The organism is Lepagella muris (assembly GCF_004793975.1).
In the GTDB taxonomy this organism is placed as follows: domain Bacteria; phylum Bacteroidota; class Bacteroidia; order Bacteroidales; family Muribaculaceae; genus Lepagella; species Lepagella muris.
In genome coordinates this window covers 138,236-158,706 of sequence record NZ_SRYB01000002.1, presented here as the reverse complement: position 1 = coordinate 158,706, position 20,471 = coordinate 138,236, and the positions used below count along the sequence as shown (strand labels likewise).

Below are 20,471 nucleotides of genomic sequence, written 5' to 3'. Positions count from 1 at the left end.
AATGCTTTCAAAAATTCTTGCGGCATTCTTAATCACCGCCGCATTTCAGCCCATCAAAGCGCAGACCACCTATCAGGAAATGGAGCAGCTGACCGTCAATGAACAGGTGACGACCGTCATCACCGCCTCCGAACCGATACGTTTTGTGGACATATCCACAGATTTGGTTGCCGGCGACCAGCCCATCAACAACACCGTCCGTCTGAAACCCAAGGAAGCTGGGCATGAAGACGGCGAGGTACTTGCCATTGTCACCATCGTGACCGAACGCTACCGCACCCAGTACGCCCTGCTATATACCACACGACTGACGGAGGCCGTCACCAGCAAGGAGATAGAACTGTCGGAGCGAAACGCCTACCACAATCCCGCCGTGTCGATGTCCACAGAGGATATGTACCGCTATGCGCGTCAGATATGGACATCGCCTGCAAGGTTCCGTAACGTGGGCAGCAAGAAGCATCGCATGACCATGCGATTGAACAACATCTATTCGGCCGGCGATTACTTCTTCCTTGATTTTTCGGTGGAGAACCGCACCAACATCCGGTTTGACATTGACGAGGTAAGGCTCAAACTCTCCGACAAAAAAGTGTCGAAAGCCACGAACTCGCAGGTTGTGGAACTGAAGCCGGAGCTGATACTGGAACAGTCCCGGTCGTTCCTCCACGGTTACCGCAATGTGATTGTGGTGAAGAAACTTACTTTCCCAAACGACAAGGTGCTGACGGTGGAGCTGACGGAGAAACAGATTTCCGGACGCACCATATCCTTGAACATCGACTATGAGGATGTGCTGTCGGCCGACGGATTCAGCAACGCATTATTGAGGGAGGAATAAACCATGAAGAAGATACTGATGATTCTTGTCGCTGTGCTTGCCATATCATCCTCAGCTTTTGCCGGTGATCGTGACGGACGGGTGTCTTTGGGTATCGGTCTCTTGTATGAGAACGGTCTGGATGCTACTCTCAGCTATGAGCGTGAGAACGCCTATCACAATGCCTGGGAGTTTTTCGCCAACGGTTATCTCAAGTGGGATAAATGTGCCTCATGTGGCCATGTCTGCCCGGATTCTTTCTGGAAGAACTACCGTTCATGGAGCGTCGGTGTTGCCTACAAGCCATGCGTGGTCAGAGGTCGCAACCATTACGGCAGTTTTCGCTTCGGCGGTTCGCTCGGCTCGGACACCCACAAGGTGCTGGGCGGCATACATGCTGGGTATGAGCACAACTACCGGCTGCGTGGCGGTTGGCAGGTGTACTGGCAGGTGAAGTCAGACCTGATGATAAAAGGCAAAGACCTGTTCCGCACAGGCATCGTGTTAGGAGTCAAACTACCTGTAAAATAAGAAGTCATGAAAACCAATTATGTGAAAATACTGAACCGTATGAACAAGATAATCAATCGAGTCAATGCCCGTAAGCAGACGGAACTCCGTTCCAAAAGCAAGGGGCTGAAAGTGAAATGGAACCGGGCGTGGAAGATGTTACGATGTAACTACTTCTGTCTGTTTTCGCTTGTGCTGTCTGTGGCACTCGCATCCTGTGACGGGCATCACGAGATTATCGACACCTCGATGCAGGTAGGCCATGTGCTCTGTACCGACGGTCGTGTCATGCCTTTTGAGGAATGTGAGCGTCTGGATAAGGAGCCTATTGCCGTGGTGTTCCATCTCGGCTATGATGAAAAGACGGAAGGGAAAGGATATGCCGTGTATCTCCGCGATTTGTCGAACGAAGCCTTTGCCGACAGCGTGGGCGTGGCACAGGGAACATCCGCAGACCTGTACGCACATGACGGCAATGCCAACACCTACGAAATGTATGCCTGTAACGGCTGCGGTTCACCTGCTGCCAATGCCGTATTTGCGATGTGGCGTTACGGACAGAGTGCCTATATTCCCTCAGTGGCCCAGATGCGTCTGCTGTATGTAGCCAAGCCGTACATCAACCATATCATTGAGAGATGTGGCGGAGAGCCGTTGCCAGACGAGGCGGACGAAGTATGGTACTGGACATCCACAGAGGTGTCAGGACAGGAAACCTCGAAAGCCTGGCTCTATTCGCTCGGCAGCGGTGCTGTGCAGGAGACGCCCAAGCTTCAATCCCATAAAGTAAGACCCGTGGTAACATTGAACGACTAAAATGAAGAACAATATGAACATCATACATATCCTTTTCGGCATCGTACTGATATTGCTGGTGCTGATACAGACTTACAACTCCGTGAAGGCGGAATCCCATCGTCAGGAGTTACAACAGATTTGTGATTTCCTGCAATCACGGAAAGACACCATGGATTCCCTGCTCAGCCGCTTTGACGGCATCCTCGGTGACATGGCATCCGACAATGAGAGAAACACTGTCCTGAAAAACCATGCGACAGAGCTGGATAAACTTGTCAAAGAGCTCAGATATGAACAGTCTTGCCTTGAATCCGGGAACCGGTCAATGAAATCGAAACAGAAAAGGCTGCTGACCATCAAGGGAAAACTCATAAACGAGACCAACGAAATCAAGGAAAAGATACGGCAGAGGAAAAACACGATAGCGCAGCTTGAAATCAGGATTGACTCGTTGAAGAGAATTAAGGCGGGACTTGATATAGAAATAGACAATAGCCTTGGGAACGAGATGGACTGTCTCTCAGAACCAGTATCTGGTCTGAATATTCCGCCGTCTATTAAATCAATTCTGGACTCCCAAGGGATTACATGCATCGGCGAGTTGTCCAGTCTTGACAGGGATTACTTACAAGGCATCAGTGGTATCGGTACGATAAGTATCGACCGTATAGATGCAGCCCTTCAGGAAAAAGGTACGTACCTCGGTATGGATGCGGTCAAGGTCAACGGTCGCTGGTACAGGATTGAGGAAGAGCAGACTTCAGAACAGTCACAGGAATCAACACAGGAACAGACAACAGAGTAAACTATGGAAGAAACAAAAGAGATACAAGGACTTTACAAGATATTCCGTGCAGCGGTCTATATCTCGCTGCTGCTGGAATTTTTCGAGTATGCCGTCGATCCGGAGACCCTTGACCATTGGAACGGGGTACTCGTGGACATCCATGACCGTATCAAGACATGGTTCATCTACCATGACGGAAACCTGATATATGCCAAGGTGACGACCTTCCTTCTTATCTGCATCACCTGTGTGGGAACGCGCAACAAGAAACACCTTGAGATGGATGCCCGGAAGCAAGTGCTTTATCCGTTGCTCGGCGGTGTCGGTCTGGTCGTACTGTCCGTGTGGCTCTTCGGTTTCTCGATAATGCCGCGCATCTACACGCTGAAGGTAAACATCTGGCTTTACATGATACTGTCCGTTGTCGGTGCGGTGCTCATCCATATTGCTCTTGACAATATCTCAAAGTTTCTGAAGGAAGGACTGTTGAAAGACCGCTTCAACTTTGAGAATGAAAGTTTTGAGCAGGCAACCGAAGCGGTGGAGAACAAGTATTCGGTGAACATCCCCATGCGTTTCTATTACAAAGGGAAATTCCGCCGGGGCTGCGTGTCCGTTTCCAACCCTTTCAGAGGCACATGGGTCGTTGGCACTCCCGGCTCGGGCAAAACATTCAGTATCATCGAGCCGTTCATTCGTCAGCACTCCGCCAAAGGCTTCGCTATGGTGGTGTATGATTACAAGTTCCCTACCTTAGCCACCAAACTATACTATCACTATCTGAAAAACAAGCGACAGGGAAAGACACCGGCAAACTGCCAGTTCAATGTCATCAATTTCGTTGATGTGGAGTATTCCCGGCGTGTAAACCCGATACAGGCGAAATACATTCCGAACCTTGCAGCAGCCAGCGAGACCGCCGAGACCTTGCTTGAATCTTTGCAGAAGGGAAAGAAAGAAGGCGGTGGCGGTTCTGACCAGTTCTTCCAGACCTCGGCCGTGAACTTCCTTGCCGCTTGTATCTATTTCTTCGTGAACTATGAGAAAGAACCGTATGATTCCTCCGGCAGACAACTTTACGCTGACAAGGTGCAAGACCCGGTGACAAGGATATGGAAACCGACAGGCATCGTGCGTGAATACAAGGACGGTCCGGTGACAGAACCGGCCTATTGGCTTGGTAAATACAGCGATATGCCGCATATCCTCTCGTTTCTTAACCAAAGCTATCAGACCATCTTCGATGTGCTGCAGACCGACAACGAGGTGGCACCGTTGCTCGGTCCGTTCCAGACCGCTTTGCAGAATAAGGCGATGGAGCAGCTGGAGGGTATGATCGGTACGCTCCGTGTCTATACCTCACGTCTCGCTACCAAGGAATCGTATTGGATATTCCATCGTGATGGTGATGATTTCGATCTGAAGGTTAGCGACCCTAAGAACCCGTCGTATCTGCTGATAGCGAACGACCCCGAAATGGAGAGCATAATCGGAGCGTTGAACGCCCTTATCCTTAACCGCCTTGTCACGCGAGTGAATACCGGCCAGGGGAAGAATATCCCGGTGAGTATCATCGTCGATGAGTTGCCGACCCTGTACTTCCACAAAATAGATCGCCTTATCGGTACTGCCCGAAGCAATAAGGTAAGCGTAACGCTTGGTTTTCAGGAATTGCCGCAGTTGGAGGCCGACTATGGCAAAGTGGGCATGCAAAAGATCATCACGACTGTGGGAAATGTGGTGAGTGGTTCGGCAAGAAGCAAAGAAACGCTGGAATGGTTGTCGAATGACATCTTCGGAAAGGTGGTGCAGCTCAAGAGAGGCGTCACCATAGACCGTGACAAGACGAGTATCAACCTGAACGAAAACCTTGACAGCCTTGTGCCTGCAAGCAAAATATCGGATATGCCGACCGGCTGGATATGCGGACAGACGGCAAGGGATTTCGTCAAGACCAAGACTGGGCGCGGCGACAGCATGAATATACAGGAATCGGAAGAGTTCCAGACCACCAAATTCTTTTGCAAGACGGATTTCGACATGGCGGAGATAGCCAGGGAGGAAGCCGAATATGTGGAGCTGCCCAAGTTCTATACTTTCCCGTCGAAAGAAGAAAGGGAACGAGTGTTGTATAAGAACTTTCTTCGTGTGGGAATCGAAGTGAAGACGATGATAGCGGAAATACAACGGAGAGCCCATGCGAAATAAATTCAGAATACTTGTCATCGTCCTGTTTGTCTGTATCTGTATAGAGTCAGGTTCAGCCCAGCCTACGGTGCGGCGGCTCATGGAGCTGCCTCCGTTTGAGCGGGCTGTACTGATTATCAAACATTACGAGACACTTCATCGCCCGGAACACTGGCCGACCATTGGCTATGGTCATGTTGTCCAGCCGGGCGAATCATACCGTAAAGGCGTGCAACTCACTGAACGTCAGGCTGACGCCTTACTTAGAAAGGATTTACGGAAATTCTGCGCCCTGTATCGGTCATACGGGGCGGACAGCCTGTTGCTTGCCTGTCTGAGCTATAACTGTGGTCCGGCTCCAGTTCTTGGAGGAAAGGGATATAAGAAAAGTCGTCTGTTGCGTAGGATAGAAGCCGGTGACAGGAATATTCTGGCTGATTATCTTTCTTTTTGTCATTACAAAGGCAAGCATCATTCCGGGATTTGGCGTCGGCGATGGATAGAATATCAGTTGCTTTGTGCAGATTTGTAATGGATATAAATGATAACAACTGTATTGAAAAAGGCAGTCCAAGGCACATTCCACAATCAAAATTTCCACATTTTCACTGTTATGCCCCGGGCTGCCATAAATTAGTTTACATTCGTAATGTAATACAAAGGTACATAAATATAACGAATTATTTGCCCTCTCCTAATTAATTTATTAATTTTGTGCAGTAATTACATGTCGAATCATCTGAATCAGAGCTAAATGAATAAAAACAACCGTAAAGAACAGCTCTATCATGAAGCGTTTAAGCTGTTCCTATCCAAACCATTTGAAGCCGTAAGCATAGCTGATATAGAAAATGCTTCCGGCATGACGCGCGGTGCCATAACATATTATGCCAAAGACAAATTGGGCTTATTCTATTCCGTAGTAAAATACTATTTGGTTGATACGCAGAATTTGAAACAGAAAATCACTCAAACGGAATTTGATTCACTGAAAGATTTTATAGAGGCTTATGTGAATGGCTGTCAAGAGACTATGAATCGTTTTAACGATGTAGGCAAAAACGTGCAAAATGCAAGTAGAGCATATATGTCATTGATTTTGCAAATATGCAAATATTTCCCAGATTTACACTCTCAGTACCTTGAAAACAGGAATCAGGAGGTTATAATTTGGATTGGAGTGTTGCAAAAAGCCATTGAACATAAGGAAATAAAGAGCGATATTGATATAATGAATACTGCTCGTAATTTTATGAACCTCTTTTATGGACAATCATATATAGACTCATTGTCTGTCGGATTGAACACAGTTGAACTGAGAATGCAGTTGATGAATCTCTATAAGTTACTCAGGATTTAGATTTTAATTACGGAAATATTTCTCTAATTCATAAAAATGCCATACCTTTGCCAAAAAGATAACAAGTATTATGTAATTTATGAGTTTAGAAGTATTTATTACCAAAACCTCTTCATACTTCCCGAACAATCCGGTAGGGAATGATGAAATGGAAGAGTATCTTGGGCTGATTGATGGCCACCCGTCACGTGTGAAATCCATTATCCTGCGTCAGAACGGCATAAAAACCAGGTATTATGCCTTGGATAAAAAGCATCGGATTACACATACGAATGTTGAGCTTGCCAGTTCAGCCATTAACAAATTGTTTATAAGCGAAGACGAAAAACACAAAGTACAGTTTCTGTCATGCGCGACATCAATGCCGGATCAGTTAATTCCTTCCCATGCGTCAATGGTTCATGGAGCAACATTTGACCACTCCTTAGAAACAGCATCATTGTCTGGTGTTTGCATGACAAGCCTTATGGCACTTAAGACGGCATGGATGTCCGTCCTCTCAGGGAATAGTGACAATGCCGTCTGTGCTGCGTCAGAGCTGATTTCCCCGACCATGCTATCACGCTTCTTTAAGGAAGAGATGGAGAGCAAACATTTAATAGAAGAACATCCACATCTCGCTTTTGAGAAAGATTTTCTTCGCTTCATGCTTTCAGATGGTTCCGCTGCACTTCTTCTAAAAAATGTTCCTGACGGAGAAATCAATCTGTCAATAGACTGGATTCATACATTTTCGTATGCGAACCGTCAACCGGCCTGTATGTATATGTGGGCTGATAAAAACGATGATGGCAGTCTGACCGGATGGAAATCATTTGATGGTCGTGAGCTTGGGAACAAATCTATATGGAGTCTCAAACAGGACGTTCGCCAACTCAATGAATATGGAATACCGTATTTTGTAGATGCCGTTGAAGCGGCCTTTGCAAAAGGTGGAATTGATCCAGGCGAAATAACCTATGTTATTCCACATATCTCATCCATGTATTTCTACAAGCGACTTGACGAGGAACTACAAAAGCGAGATATTCAACTGCCGACCGACAAATGGTTTACGAATCTTACTTGGGTGGGGAATGTCGGCTCGGTATCACCTTTTGCCGCACTTGATGAACTAATCAGGACAAAACCGCTAAAAAAAGGAGACAAAATCGTGCTTTTAGTCCCAGAAAGCGGTAGATTTTCGTATGGAGTGGCCTTATTAAGCTGTATTTGATATATTATTTAAAAAATATTTGTTACCTTTGCAGCTGTAAAATAAGAATTTAAGGGTTCATATTTGTCTTTCTCTGTGAAAATGTGGAAGTTTTTAACTATGGAAGCAGATAGGTATGATGACTCTTCGTACATAAAAGTACGGGGGCGTTATGTCTTTTCCATAGGGTATCCACAACCTTCACAGTAAGACGTAATAGTTCCCGTACCCTTTTTATGTATGAACAAGCCACGGCCACAGACCCAACAGAACCGAATAGACATTCTAAAGCAATGTTATCGCCTAATGGCTCAGGGCACATGGGATGCCATATCAGTCACTGAGCTGGAGAAGAATATCTCTCAAACGAGAGGTGCGATATTCTATTTCAATAAGAACAAGAAAGATTTGTTCTTGAATATGATTGATGAATTGTTCTTTCCGGTGTTTGTGTTATCTGATGAAGAAAAAACGAGATTGTCTGCGTGTTCCGTGTCTCAGTTTCATGCAACCTATAAAACTCCATTTGACAGACTTAAAGAAGATTTATCCTACAACTATTGCTTGCCTAATGCAGCACAAGCTGTATTCAATATAATTGTCCAGGCACAGAAACATTATGCAGGCTTCAGTATCATGCTAAAGAAGGCTATGGATAATGAATTAACTTTTATAGATGAACTGACTGGTGCTTCCAATCACGAGTTGTTGAGTTATAACAACTTCATGACACAAAACATTGGGAATCTATTTGTGGATTCATTAGAGGTATTTCAAGAGGATAAGACCTTTCAGGTGCAGAATGCCTTATAGTCGGAAATAATTGCACTAATTCCAACCAAATTTCAATGACAGAAATATTATAGTTGTTGAAGTAGCATTTCAATGTTGATGTTTCAGTGAAGTTTTTTCTGCAAACTGGGAAAACGAGTTGCTTTAGAGATAAAGATAGTAAACATGTCAGATTCTTCTCCAATTCTCTGGAAAGGAAATTGTTGGAAAGGGATAAAACCAATGCCTTTGCAATCTATGAATCCGCTACACTCCCCGTAGGACAGCGAACCAAAACGGATTTTTTATTTTATATACTTGAGATTTGCAAATGCAAGTTCTAAAAGGTAGAAATAACAACCTACAAATATAGACAACTTAATAATCCCGGATTCATCACCTACAACTTGGTTAGGCGATAAATCCGGATTATGATGCATAAGGTGCGAAATTACATCAATAAAATATGTTGTAAGATGCTTTCTCCTTGTGAATGAGGATAAGGTATGAAACATACCACTAATAATAATATCAGTAATATGGCAATGATTATTACTGTACCCCATCTAACAAGCGATGAAGGAATCTCGCCTAAAAGATTGCGGACCTTTTCTGAACGCAGTTCTATATCACTATTCAGATTCTTGCGAATTGTATCATTCTCTTTCATGTCATAATTTTTATATTGTTGATATTAAGCTTTTCAATTTCCAAGTTCAAGCTGATTCTTGACCAAATTATAATATGGACCTCTCTTTTCAATGAGCGAAGTATGATTTCCAATTTCAACGATTTTTCCACCGTCAATAACAATAATTTGGTCAGCGTTTCTAACTGTAGATAGCCTATGCGCAACCACCACAACAGTGCGGCCTCTGTAAAATTCATTGAGGTTCTCAACAATAGCTCTCTCGTTTTTAGCATCAAGAGCATTTGTGGCTTCATCTAAGAATATATATGAAGGATTCTTATAGACAGCACGGGCTATGAGGATGCGCTGCTTTTGTCCTTGACTTAACCCGATACCATCCCTACCGATTTGTGTATTATACTTCATTGGAAGCATCATTATATAGTCATGGATATTTGCTATTCGAGCGGACTGTTCCAAACGTTTTACATCCACTTCTCCATCATCCACCGCGATATTTCTTGCTATTGTTTCTGAAAAAATCACGCCATCTTGCATGACTACGCCACACTGCCTACGCCACCATTTGAGATTGTAATCACACAAATCTGTTTTACCAATGTATATGGCACCATTCATAACAGGATAATAACCTAATAGCAACTTTATCAAAGTAGTTTTTCCACTGCCTGATGCGCCTACTATTGCAGTTACTTTTGATTCTGGTATAGTAATGCTTATATTGTCAAGAGTTAAACGGGAGCTATGTTTATTATACTTAAAGTTTACATGATCAAAATTCAATGAATTGGATGTATTTCGGCAGATAGTTAATTGTTTTCCAACATCCTCTTCATTCTCCATGTCATGTATTTCATTAATTCGCGACAAACTAATCTTTACATCTTGTAAGGAGTATAAGAAATTCATTAGTTGCTCTACTGGACTATTTAATTGTCCTATTATGTATTCTATGGCAAGCATCATTCCTAAAGTCAGACTCCCTTGAATTACCGAAGTTGCAGCCACCACCGTTATGACAATGTTTTTAATTTCATTTATAAAAATGCTTCCTGCCTCTTGGCTTTGCTGAAGCTTTAGACTTTTCATTTGAATTTTAAACAAGTCTGCTTGAATATCCTCCCACTCCCAACGACGACGCTGTTCGCAATCCTGCAATTTGATTTCCTGAATGGCCGTTATAAATTGATATGTTTTATTATTGTTTTCCGATTGCTTTTCAAATAATTCATAATCAAGACTTCTTCGTTTTTTCAAAAATGTGATTATCCAAATTGCATAAATAATACTTGACAAAACGAAAATTGAAAATATTAGCACATTATAATAGAACAATACACAGCTAAATACGGCAAAGCTGAACACAGAGAATGTAACACTTAACATTTGAGTAGTGAGAAACTTTTCTACTCTACTATGGTCATTCATCCGTTGCATCAAATCTCCTATTAACTTAGTGTCAAAAAAAGACATAGGAAGCTTTAATAGTTTTATAAAAAAGTCGGAAAGCAAAGAAATGTTTATTCTCATACTAATATGCAGTAAAAGCCAACGACGTATAAAATCAATTGCGGTTCGACTGATAGTTAGCATAAGCTGCCCTAATAAAACAAGATAAATAAAGCCAAGATCTTTATTTGTAATACCTAAATCCACAATGGATTGTGTCAAAAACGGAAAAATCAGTTGCAATAAACAACCTATCATGGTCCCTATAACAATCTGTCCCCAATACCGGTTATAGCGACGTACATAACTAAACAAAAGTCCAAAAGAGTGCTTTTGTTTTACTGTATCATCTTTTTGTTGATAGAAAGCATTTGTGGGTTGCAAAAACATGACAATTCCTTTCTCTATACCCTGTGAACAGGTACTAAGCCAATGGTCCTCAAATTCTTCTCGTGAATATTTCATCAACCCCTTTCCTGGATCTGCAATATAAAAACGATTCTTCTTTACCTTATTCAGAACTACATAGTGATTCTGATTCCAATGAAGAATACATGGCAAAGGAGCATTTTCTAATTGTTCAACCGAAATTCGTCCGCATGTGTTTTGTAATCCCAACTGGGTTGCAGCTTCACTAATGCCTAACAATGATACCCCTTCATTCGTGACATAGCAATATTTGGAAAGGGTTTCGATTGAAAACTCCTTTCCATAATATTTGCATATTATCCGCAAGCATGTGATTCCGCATTGCATCGTGTCATGCTGATGGTAAAAAGGGAATTTGATCATAATCTGTCAATTTCTTGTTTTATTGAAGTCTTTCCACGATATTTCGTCTTAATTTGGTTCAGGCGATAAATAATACTGATGGAATAGTTCCACAAACAATAATCCTCTGTTTGCCGAAAATGAATATTCTTCATTTTCTCAGTCTCTTTAAACTTCATCGTATGGAATATATCCTGCGCCTGAAGACTCACACTTAACTTGCCATCAAAAAAGCTTTTCTGCACACCCATATTTAGCATTTGGTATGGCTTAAATGTGACTGCTCCCTGATTGCCGCCGCTATTAAAATAATAATAAACAGAAATCAAATAGGATTTTGGTAATTGAAAATACTGATTAGCAACAACATAAATCTGCGGTTTATTATATGACATCTTTTCTCCAAGGTATTCGCTATAGAAAAAAGGCTGTGTTATTCCCAATGATAACGATGGTTTCCACCATGCTATATTCTTTTGTAAAGTAAAGTAGGCCTTAAAATACTGAATCTTGTCATAATTGGCATAAGAACTGATAATCTGATTTTGTTTGTCGTCAGAAACATAAAAGTCAGTTGAGATAAAGTCTTTCACATAAGTATAACTTGCAGAGAGACTGAAAATCTTATATCCTGTGCTCAATTGAATGATGTACGAATTCGACGGTTTCAATAACGGATTTCCGCATTGATACATGAATTCATTTGAATAGTAGCTGGAATTGCTCAATTGCCTGAATGTGGGACGAGTTGTTCGTGATGAAAACGACAAACTGTTTGCCCATCCGCTTTTATTATAAGACACAGACAAAGATGGATAAATATTTCTATAATGACGATGTACATCCCCATTTCTATCAATATAATTGAGATAATCAGAAGCAAGATCTTCGTAGCGAACACCTCCGTTAATCATTACGGCACCAAGGTTTGCCATAATCTCCGCATAAGCGGCATACTTGTCTTCTTTGTTTTTATAGTCTGAAGGTGGAGTGTTCTCTGAATCACAAGTCAGAATGCCGTTCCCACTTATGTGATTATATTCAAAACCCCATGACAAACCTATCTTATCATTAAATTTATAATCAAAGGCCAATTTCCCTGCATATATATCAAGGGCATTATTTCCATTACTAATTGTCATATCTGAAATATCGGCAGTCGTTTCGTCCGTTTCTTGATGGTATTTATTTTTGTTATTGGCATAATCCAAGTTAAGCTCTGTTGAGAACCGTTCACCCCATTTCCCGTTATGAAAAAGGTTTAGATGGTTATAATGCGTCCTATTCGAATAATTATTGAAGATGTCTGTATTTTGCATAGCCTCTTCGTTCAAGAAATAATCAAGTATGGAGTTACGTCGTTCTTTGTCTGTGTTATCCGACGCATTCCATTCAATACCGATATTATGCTTGTCATTGATTTCATAATCTATCCCCAATTGCCAGTCGTGGCTTGTGAGATGTCCTTTAGCAGTTTGATCTTGAGCATAACGATGAATGTTTTCTCCCAAAAATAATTCTTTGGTTTGTGGCAGCAGGGATTGGTTTCTGGTATTGTCATAGCTATAATTGGCAGAAATACTAAGCCCTTTGTACTTGTAGCCCAATTTCATGTCTCCACCAAAACTTGACTGGTCATTTTGTTTGAATTTTCCTCCAACCTGTAGATTCAATCCGTCCTCTCTTTTTAGTGTGATGATTTTCAACACAGCTTTTCCTTCTGCATCATATTTTGCTCCCGGATTGCTGATTAGTTCAACACTTTTGATGTCTTTAGGTGCAAGCTGTTCCAGCTCCGCCTGACTTTGTATTTTTCTATTATTTACATAAATAACAGGAGCACCCAAACCAAAAACTTGAAATCCGCCATTAGCAGTCTTTACAATACCTGGAAGTTGGGCTATAAGTTCTGACATTGCATGTGTTTGACTCAATACAGAACCGGCAACATCAGTTATCATTGATCCATTTTTTTGTTTGAATAACGGTTTGCTTGCGGTTACAGTAACATCCGACAACATGGTAGCCTTTGTCTTCATTGTGAGAATTCCAACATTATCTGTTGCCTCTGTTATTGTTAAACACAAATCCTCATAGCCAATGCATGACAGTTTCAAAAGATTCCCTTTCTGTTCTGTATTCTCAAGTTTAAACTCACCTTTTTCACTTGTTATGCAGCCTGCAACAAAAGAAGAGTCAGTTGAATTTATCAATACAACATTTGCATATCCAACAGGATTTTGCCCTTCATCCATTACTTGTCCTGTAATAGTCTGTGCGTATGCAATATAAATATTGCAGAATACGGTTAATATGATAAATAATAGTCGCATTTTAAATCTTATTTAGTTACTTTTTCCTTCATATAATTAATCTCCATCAATGACAGAAAGTCATCTTCATTGATTGGACATGGATCATATGGTACATTATAATGTTTCTGATTATATCTCCTTACAATACAACCACCATCGCATATAGGCATAAAGACACAGTCCTTACATTTTGCGTCTGAAAACATATCCGCACCCACGGTATATGAAGGCAATATGTAATTGGATAGTTTCCCATCGAAAACATTACTTACAATCCTTTCTTTTTTGCCAACATCTACCCAACACTTATATATTTCCCCTGAAGGACCTATCACATAAGAGTTCGTACAAGAAGCTGTACATCCTCCTATTTGTGGTTGGGTAGAGATATCAATGTCTTTAATACCATAAGTTTCATATAGTGAACGTGCGAATGATATTTTTCCCTTATCCGCCAAACATGCAACCTTACATGAATTATTTACATCATTGACAAAAGCTACATTAATTGAATAGTTTTTATTTCCCCATCTCTCTTTTAATTCCTTATATAAAGCAGGGAAAGTGTCTTTATTCTGCGAATGAAGATTTACCCGGAGTATCACTTGACAATTTGGCATATATTGAAAAACATTTTCGATATTCTGCATGATTGTATCATAAGTAGGTTTCCCGGACTTGTGAATTCTACTTTTATTATGGTATTCCTTATTTCCATCTACGGTAATTTGGATTTTTTGTAAATTACAATCGTTTAGAAACTTACATTTATACTCATCCAATAAAAAAGCATTAGTAACCATTGAATGAGAACGCAATGATAAGGATTTATCATTATGTATTCTATTCAAAAATGATGCAATTTTGTCAAAAGCAATTAAAGGCTCGCCTCCATGCCAACACAAATCAATACAGTTTTGTCCTTTCTTTTTAATAAAGGAATATACTGCATCAAGCACTTCTTCTGTAATTGTTGTTTTAGGCAGATTGTCTTCATAACAATAAGGACATCTAAAATTACAAGAGAAAGTGGGTACCAATACGATGCCAAGATGATTTTGGGCAAATGCTTGTTTATATCTTAGAAACTTTTTTAATTCATAATAATCGTCGTCTTCATTTTGACCAACAAAAACTTTCCCATTAATTAGTTGAACTAAGATTTCAGGACTTAAATCTAATGTATCTACTTCAAAGTCTTTCAATATCGATAGTTCCGTTATCTTTGAGAAAAGCTCTGATGACAAGGATATGAAAAATTTAGTCCGCGTATTAAATAACAACGCACCATACTTTTCAGAGTTTCTTAAATAATTATATCTGGAATATCTCATATTTGTTTTTTTTAAGGGTGCGACAGTGATTAAACCGTCGCACCCCAATAATTAGTCCTTGTTATCGTTAAAACACAGTAAGCATCATGGTGGCTTTTTCTGGGTTTGTTGGAACCTCAACGATACCGTCACCTTTGCACTCAACCTTTATAGGTTCATTGCCTCCAAAGATTGACTCCAACTCTGAGTTCAATACATCTTCAAAAGATGTCAATGTTCTAATATCCATAATACATTATTTTTTTGTTAAAACACAGTCAGCATTGTGCTGGCTTTTTCCGGGTTTGTTGGAAGTTTTACAACTCCGTCACCTTTACACACTACTTCTACAGGTTCGTTACCGCCGTAGATACTTTCCAGTTCAGACGTCAATACATCCTCTGCTGCAATCAATGATTTAATATCCATTGTTGTTCTTTTTTTATTGTACTTACTCTATAAGCTTTTCAGTTTCCGCTCCTTTGAACAGTTTGGTCTGTGGGATTATTGTCGACTTTAATCTTTCGTGTTATAAATTCTATCTTTAAAAAGAACTTTTGTTGAATCGCAGTATATCACACTCTCGGGCACGAAGAAGTCACTTTGAGAGATGGATTTTAATTTATTATTAACGAATAGTAGTTTCGTTGATACTATAAATTCACAATTAGCTACCGGCTTGGGTGATTTGTATGACAAAACCACTATAGTATCATTGTCTGAAATCTGAGCATCGAACGAAAACGGTTGCCCGTATTTGGTTAGAACAGATTCTTTATCCATTCCAATATTCAGTTCTCCAATAGAGATAGATGCAGATGCACTATTCCTATATACACTACATGATGCCAACCCAATTACAGCAATAATAACCAAGCTCAATATTCGCATATTAATCGACTTTGACATAGCCATTAGAATTTGAAATCATCTCATCGGTAATTTGTATCTTTCTACTTGCTGATTTCGTTCCATTGATTGGAGTCAATGTTAAAAATGCATCTGATTCTTGAACATCAACACCTTTCCAAATACCCCTAATATTAATCTTTCTACCAGAAACCGTTCCTACGCATACAGCACAATATTCTACGTCCATTGTATATTTTGATAGAGTCAATGTCATTTGTGCTATGTAATTTGAAGGCACTGTGATTGGATAGGTTCTGTTGATAGAAACACTATGCTCTTCTGTTTCGCCATAAGTAAAATCCTGTCCCTCTGAAACTGAGGTGCTTATTTCTCCATTAGCAATAAACGGAACTCTAACTTTGAACTTAGTGGTTACATTAACATTATAGGATGTCCTTTTATTAAAAGATGACGTTTCTCTATAGCTGTCAGAAATCGTAAAAGTATGATTCTGATCTATTGGACCATTATTGGTAAATTTATCCGAAAAAATCACATCCGGTATGTTGGATAATGTTGATGCATTAGTATCAAATGTGACACTTTCAATTTTAAAATCTTCTACGGGTATAATCGAAAACTCCTGTCGTGGTAATTTTGCATATTTTTCTAAAGACACCTTTGAATCCTTTGCCGTAATCACACTATAATAAACATCATACAAAGATCCACTATTGCCCTGCCGTGGGTAATCTTGATTTTCAATGATGAATGATTCATTTGAATATTCACCATAACGAATATCCCAAGATGCACCAAAAGTAGATGTGTTACTAGATGGTTTAGCATACACAACTTTTACATCAGGGTTACTGGAATAAGCTCCAAGACTGATAGGTGTATTGGTCTTTTTTGAATATATCAAATATGGTATTCCTGTGTAAGCCGGTAAAGTTTTAATGTAAAATTGTTGAGATACATCATTGTTTTTATAATTCTCAAAAGTCAGTTCCTTGCCTTCTCCGCTAACATCAAGAAAATGTTTTGTAGAAGTATTACCTTTAATCTGTAAATAAATAGGAATCTGATCTAATTGGTGAAGTTCTTCATACAAATCTGAGTTTGAAGATGTAGAACGTGTTTTGACCTGCAACTTTCGCATCGTTACACTATCTCCTTCCAATGGGATGATGGAATCAAGTTCACAAGATTTGATCAAACTTGCACCGTACTTAGTTGACAATAAGTCTTGTGAATTTACTTCAGATTCTGAGATTGGTAAATCTTCATCAGAACATGCAGAGATAAAGCAGCATATAGCCACAAAACCGAGTAGTGAAAGAATTTTCTTCATATACATATAATTTTAATGTTATTTGAACGCCAGTTTATTAAACCGATAGATTTGTTTATGTAAAGTCTTATGATGACTTGCTCTATATTGTTATGCAACCAATAGCAACCCAATTATCACATTCTATACTGATGGAAAGTCGTCCATTATAACCTTCCGGAATATCCAATGTGGTATTAGTAATTGAAGAATAGGCAATAATATTTCCATTCTCATCACATAGGTATATTTGTACATCAATATCCGTTGAACCGGAAATCTCTATTTGACGTAATTCGTCGTCATAATATACATCAATAGGGATTCTCATAGGAGAACGATGAACTGTTGTGTTTTTGCCTTCGTGACCATACTTGTAAAAGTCCATATAGACTCCAGATTTTTCGGCATTGGCTTGAAGACATCCAATAATAATTAAAACTCCGAGGAGTGAGAGTAACTTTTTCATTGTTATTGCTTTAATTGATTAAACTGATGCAAAATTACTGTAGAAAAAGTTTTCAACCAAGGGTAAAAGTTTGATAGTCAAACTTTTTTATTATGCTGATAATCAATATATTATAAACGGGGGGCGATTGATTTCTGCACAGGAGTGTCAAAAGTTTGACGGTTGGAGACAATCGGTCTATAAACGCTAATTAATTACAGTACCCAAGAATTATATCTTATTGTTCTCAAATCCTCCAAAAGAATAAATTACGAACTATACTTTTCTCATGAGAACAAAATACCGGACTTACTCTATCGTTAAACGAAAATAGTATGAACAGCGAAAAAGCTCATGATTTTCAGATTCCGTTCAAGCGGATAAAGGGTCAGGATGCTCGTCATAGAAAAGACAATAGTATGCAACATACAAAACAATATCGTATCATTTATTTGGGTTTAATTATGAGGTTCGAGAACTTATGCTCCTTAGTCCTTTATTGATGGTTTCAACTATATAATGGCGTAAAGATACTATAATCTTTATTTTCAAGCAATAATAAAAGTTTGACGCAGCAATTTTATATTATACTGAATGATAGTATATTACCAATAACAAATAGACCACTTTCTACACACTTGCCAGTTTGACACTTTGAATTATATATAGGGACAAACTACAAAAACAGTCCATTTACCAGATTGGGTAGATAGACTGTTCGGAATATGTGAAGTGATTATCTGATAGAACTACAGTTGTTTCATAAGTTTTCTAATGTAAATACCAATGTTGGTCTGATGTTCATCAATATCAAGTTTCTTACGTACATCACTGCTAATATGGTAATGCCTTTTTAGCTGCATATATTCACCAACTTCCTTTCCACGGAGTCCAATCGCATAAAGACATACATAATTTATCTCTGATTCACTAAGACCATGTTGTTCAAGGTATTCAATAAATTTAGGATGGGAAGCTTTAAAAGCAAGACGAGTGGTATTCATGAACTCGTCCTTATCTTGAATAATTTGATCTTTCCAAGTGCCATACGGTTCTGCGTATGAGTCATTATCTGTGATACGTGAAGCCAATAACCCATTCAACATTTCTATCCTTATTTTGATAGCATCTTCAATAGGTTTGGCTAAATCTTTTTGTTTTTCCAATACTTCTTTAAGACTTTCACTTTCATTCTCAAGTTGTACAATTTTGAGTCGAAGGTTTTCTGCGGCCAAAGATTGACGTTCACACTCTAATTGAGCAGCTTGTTTCTCAAGAACAGCATTATGCCTCTCCAATTCGAGCTTTTCATTTGCTTGTTGAAGATTATGCCTTTCCAGTTCAACTTGACGACTTCTCAATTCAAGGTTTTCATTTTCTCTTTTAAGATTCTCCTGTTCCAGTTGTAATCTTTGTTTTTCTTGGGTGTCTAACAAGCTTTTAGCCTTTCCTAGCCTATAGCGATAGTAAACATATCCGATGATAATCAGCAATACAAAAACAATACATAGACTTAACCAAATAATTTTATCAACTCTTTGTTTTCCATCAAATTAACTTTCTCCATTTCATGGCGTTCTTGGGCAAACAGCAGATCACGAGAAAAGATATTCATATGAATAGAGTCAATGGTGGTCGAAAACTGCCGATATGCCGTTAATGCTCCAGCAATATCACCTTGTAATTCCAAAATGTCAGATTGAATTGCTAGATATTTCAAAGAAGTTCTCACTTTTGAAGTAGAGTCTATTGAATCCATAAAACGGTTGGCATTAGAAGAATCACCTATTTTGCAATATGCCTCTACAATATCTAATTTAGTCTCGTCACTCAGATTCTGCATGTGTTCATAGTAATGGAGAATATCTACAATATCTTCCTTATTACCAAATTTCAAAGCGTAAGAAAGGGCGTATGGGGCAATAACCATGCCTAATTCTGAATTTTGCTTTACTCGTTCTTGTGCGATTGACATAATACTGTCCGCCAGAGTTCTATCGTTGTTAAGAATACTTCCGTCCAAGATATTGGCAAGACAAGATATTTCATAATCCGGACGATTAATGGCTTTATATAATTTTGCCGCATCAAGATTGTTCTTGATATAATCATCTATCTTATATGTCGAATACAGAATAGTCGCCTGGGCGACCATGAGGTTTGCCATAGCCAAGGTATCGGATGCTTCTTGGCAAAATTCTTTTCCTCGCATGAAACTTTGCATAGCCAAGTCATTATCGCCTTGATTCTGATAAACTCTCCCTTGATAATAATATGTCCGTAGTTGCTCATCAGGAGAACCATACTCGATATAATAATCAATAGCAGGTTGAAGGATATCAAATGTTGTGGTATCAATACAATTCTTGTCCAACGCCATAGATTTAAGTAGTGCATACCTGGCCAATGTTTCTTTTCCTTTGACATCAGAGGCTGGGATGCCATCTAATACCGCGAGAGCTGAATCCGGCTTGATGTTCATAAGACTCTCTGCGATATCCATCTGTTTCCATGCCGGAGTGTGTCTTTCACAGGCAGTCAACATAATGGCAGAAACCAGCACAATAACAAGAGTCCTCGCATGAAGCAAACGGGCACAAGGAAGAATCTTGCTGTCAATATCAGAAGACTTACCTTCCAACGGCAGCAAAGAGTTGATATGTTGTATTCTATTTGTAATCATTGTCATTATCAAAATTAACATTTCTGTGTTCACCTTCTCTGTAATTGTATTACCAACGACGGTGATACTGAGGTGCAAAGGTACTGCAAAATCTTCACCCCGACAAATTTTTAGCCCATTAAAATAACAATCGTTATCTATTTTATTCAAATTTGCTATATAATAAATGTATAAATGTTGTTTCATTCATCATTGGAATCGTATAATACTCGCAATGTCGCTTTGGC

General features: G+C 39.6%; 18 protein-coding genes. 9 read left to right on the top strand and 9 right to left on the bottom strand.

Annotated elements, in window-relative coordinates:
- Position 1: 1 nt before the first annotated feature.
- The 9 genes from traN (at position 2) to E5331_RS02220 (ending at position 8,470) form a co-directional block, all read left to right on the top strand.
- Complete coding sequence (traN, locus tag E5331_RS02260; RefSeq protein WP_123482816.1) at positions 2-841, top strand: conjugative transposon protein TraN; 840 nt, start codon at positions 2-4, stop codon at positions 839-841.
- 18 nt (positions 842-859) lie between these two features.
- Positions 860-1,351 (top strand): hypothetical protein, encoded by a 492-nt coding sequence (locus E5331_RS02255; protein ID WP_260403742.1) that lies wholly within the window; start codon positions 860-862, stop codon positions 1,349-1,351.
- A gap of 135 nt (positions 1,352-1,486) precedes the next feature.
- The gene (locus E5331_RS02250) at positions 1,487-2,146 is read left to right on the top strand and encodes an Lcl C-terminal domain-containing protein (RefSeq protein WP_123482815.1); all 660 of its coding nucleotides are present in this window, start codon (positions 1,487-1,489) and stop codon (positions 2,144-2,146) included.
- Between the two features lie 13 nt (positions 2,147-2,159).
- Entirely contained in the window at positions 2,160-2,933 is a 774-nt protein-coding gene (locus E5331_RS02245) for a hypothetical protein (protein WP_135938659.1), read from the top strand.
- A 3-nt stretch (positions 2,934-2,936) separates the two neighbouring features.
- A complete protein-coding gene (locus tag E5331_RS02240; RefSeq protein WP_123482792.1) occupies positions 2,937-5,123 on the top strand; it encodes a type IV secretory system conjugative DNA transfer family protein in 2,187 nt (728 codons plus the stop codon).
- Positions 5,113-5,634, top strand: a complete 522-nt coding sequence (locus E5331_RS02235) for a glycoside hydrolase family protein (RefSeq protein WP_123482791.1) — start codon at positions 5,113-5,115, stop codon at positions 5,632-5,634. Before E5331_RS02240 ends, E5331_RS02235 begins: the two co-directional genes overlap by 11 nt.
- Positions 5,635-5,856: 222 nt before the next feature.
- Positions 5,857-6,462: a TetR/AcrR family transcriptional regulator gene (locus E5331_RS02230; RefSeq protein ID WP_123482790.1), complete on the top strand. Its 606-nt coding sequence runs from the start codon at positions 5,857-5,859 to the stop codon at positions 6,460-6,462.
- 79 nt (positions 6,463-6,541) lie between these two features.
- Positions 6,542-7,678, top strand: coding sequence for a beta-ketoacyl-ACP synthase III (locus E5331_RS02225; protein ID WP_123482789.1), 1,137 nt, complete (start codon positions 6,542-6,544; stop codon positions 7,676-7,678).
- A 219-nt stretch (positions 7,679-7,897) separates the two neighbouring features.
- Positions 7,898-8,470: a TetR/AcrR family transcriptional regulator gene (locus tag E5331_RS02220; RefSeq protein ID WP_135984591.1), complete on the top strand. Its 573-nt coding sequence runs from the start codon at positions 7,898-7,900 to the stop codon at positions 8,468-8,470.
- Between the two features lie 661 nt (positions 8,471-9,131).
- Here E5331_RS02220 and E5331_RS02210 read toward each other — a convergent pair.
- The 9 genes from E5331_RS02210 to E5331_RS02180 form a co-directional block, all read right to left on the bottom strand.
- A complete protein-coding gene (locus tag E5331_RS02210; protein ID WP_123482786.1) occupies positions 9,132-11,321 on the bottom strand; it encodes a peptidase domain-containing ABC transporter in 2,190 nt (729 codons plus the stop codon).
- Positions 11,318-13,633: a TonB-dependent receptor gene (locus E5331_RS02205; RefSeq protein ID WP_123482785.1), complete on the bottom strand. Its 2,316-nt coding sequence runs from the start codon at positions 13,631-13,633 to the stop codon at positions 11,318-11,320. Before E5331_RS02205 ends, E5331_RS02210 begins: the two co-directional genes overlap by 4 nt.
- An 8-nt stretch (positions 13,634-13,641) precedes the next feature.
- Positions 13,642-14,949: a radical SAM/SPASM domain-containing protein gene (locus E5331_RS02200; protein WP_123482784.1), complete on the bottom strand. Its 1,308-nt coding sequence runs from the start codon at positions 14,947-14,949 to the stop codon at positions 13,642-13,644.
- A 67-nt stretch (positions 14,950-15,016) separates the two neighbouring features.
- Positions 15,017-15,178 carry a hypothetical protein gene (locus tag E5331_RS20220; protein WP_160246868.1) on the bottom strand — a complete coding sequence of 54 codons (162 nt, stop codon included), beginning with the start codon at positions 15,176-15,178 and terminating at the stop codon, positions 15,017-15,019.
- Positions 15,179-15,195: 17 nt separating this feature from the next.
- The gene (locus tag E5331_RS20215; RefSeq protein ID WP_160246869.1) at positions 15,196-15,357 is read right to left on the bottom strand and encodes a hypothetical protein; all 162 of its coding nucleotides are present in this window, start codon (positions 15,355-15,357) and stop codon (positions 15,196-15,198) included.
- Positions 15,358-15,820: 463 nt separating this feature from the next.
- Complete coding sequence (locus E5331_RS02195) at positions 15,821-17,134, bottom strand: BSAP5b family pore-forming toxin (RefSeq protein WP_160246870.1); 1,314 nt, start codon at positions 17,132-17,134, stop codon at positions 15,821-15,823.
- A gap of 82 nt (positions 17,135-17,216) precedes the next feature.
- Positions 17,217-17,582, bottom strand: coding sequence for a hypothetical protein (locus E5331_RS02190; protein ID WP_123482781.1), 366 nt, complete (start codon positions 17,580-17,582; stop codon positions 17,217-17,219).
- 728 nt (positions 17,583-18,310) lie between these two features.
- The gene (locus E5331_RS02185) at positions 18,311-19,054 is read right to left on the bottom strand and encodes a hypothetical protein (RefSeq protein WP_123482780.1); all 744 of its coding nucleotides are present in this window, start codon (positions 19,052-19,054) and stop codon (positions 18,311-18,313) included.
- Between the two features lie 20 nt (positions 19,055-19,074).
- Positions 19,075-20,430, bottom strand: a complete 1,356-nt coding sequence (locus E5331_RS02180; RefSeq protein WP_123482779.1) for a hypothetical protein — start codon at positions 20,428-20,430, stop codon at positions 19,075-19,077.
- Between the last annotated feature and the right edge of the window lie 41 nt (positions 20,431-20,471).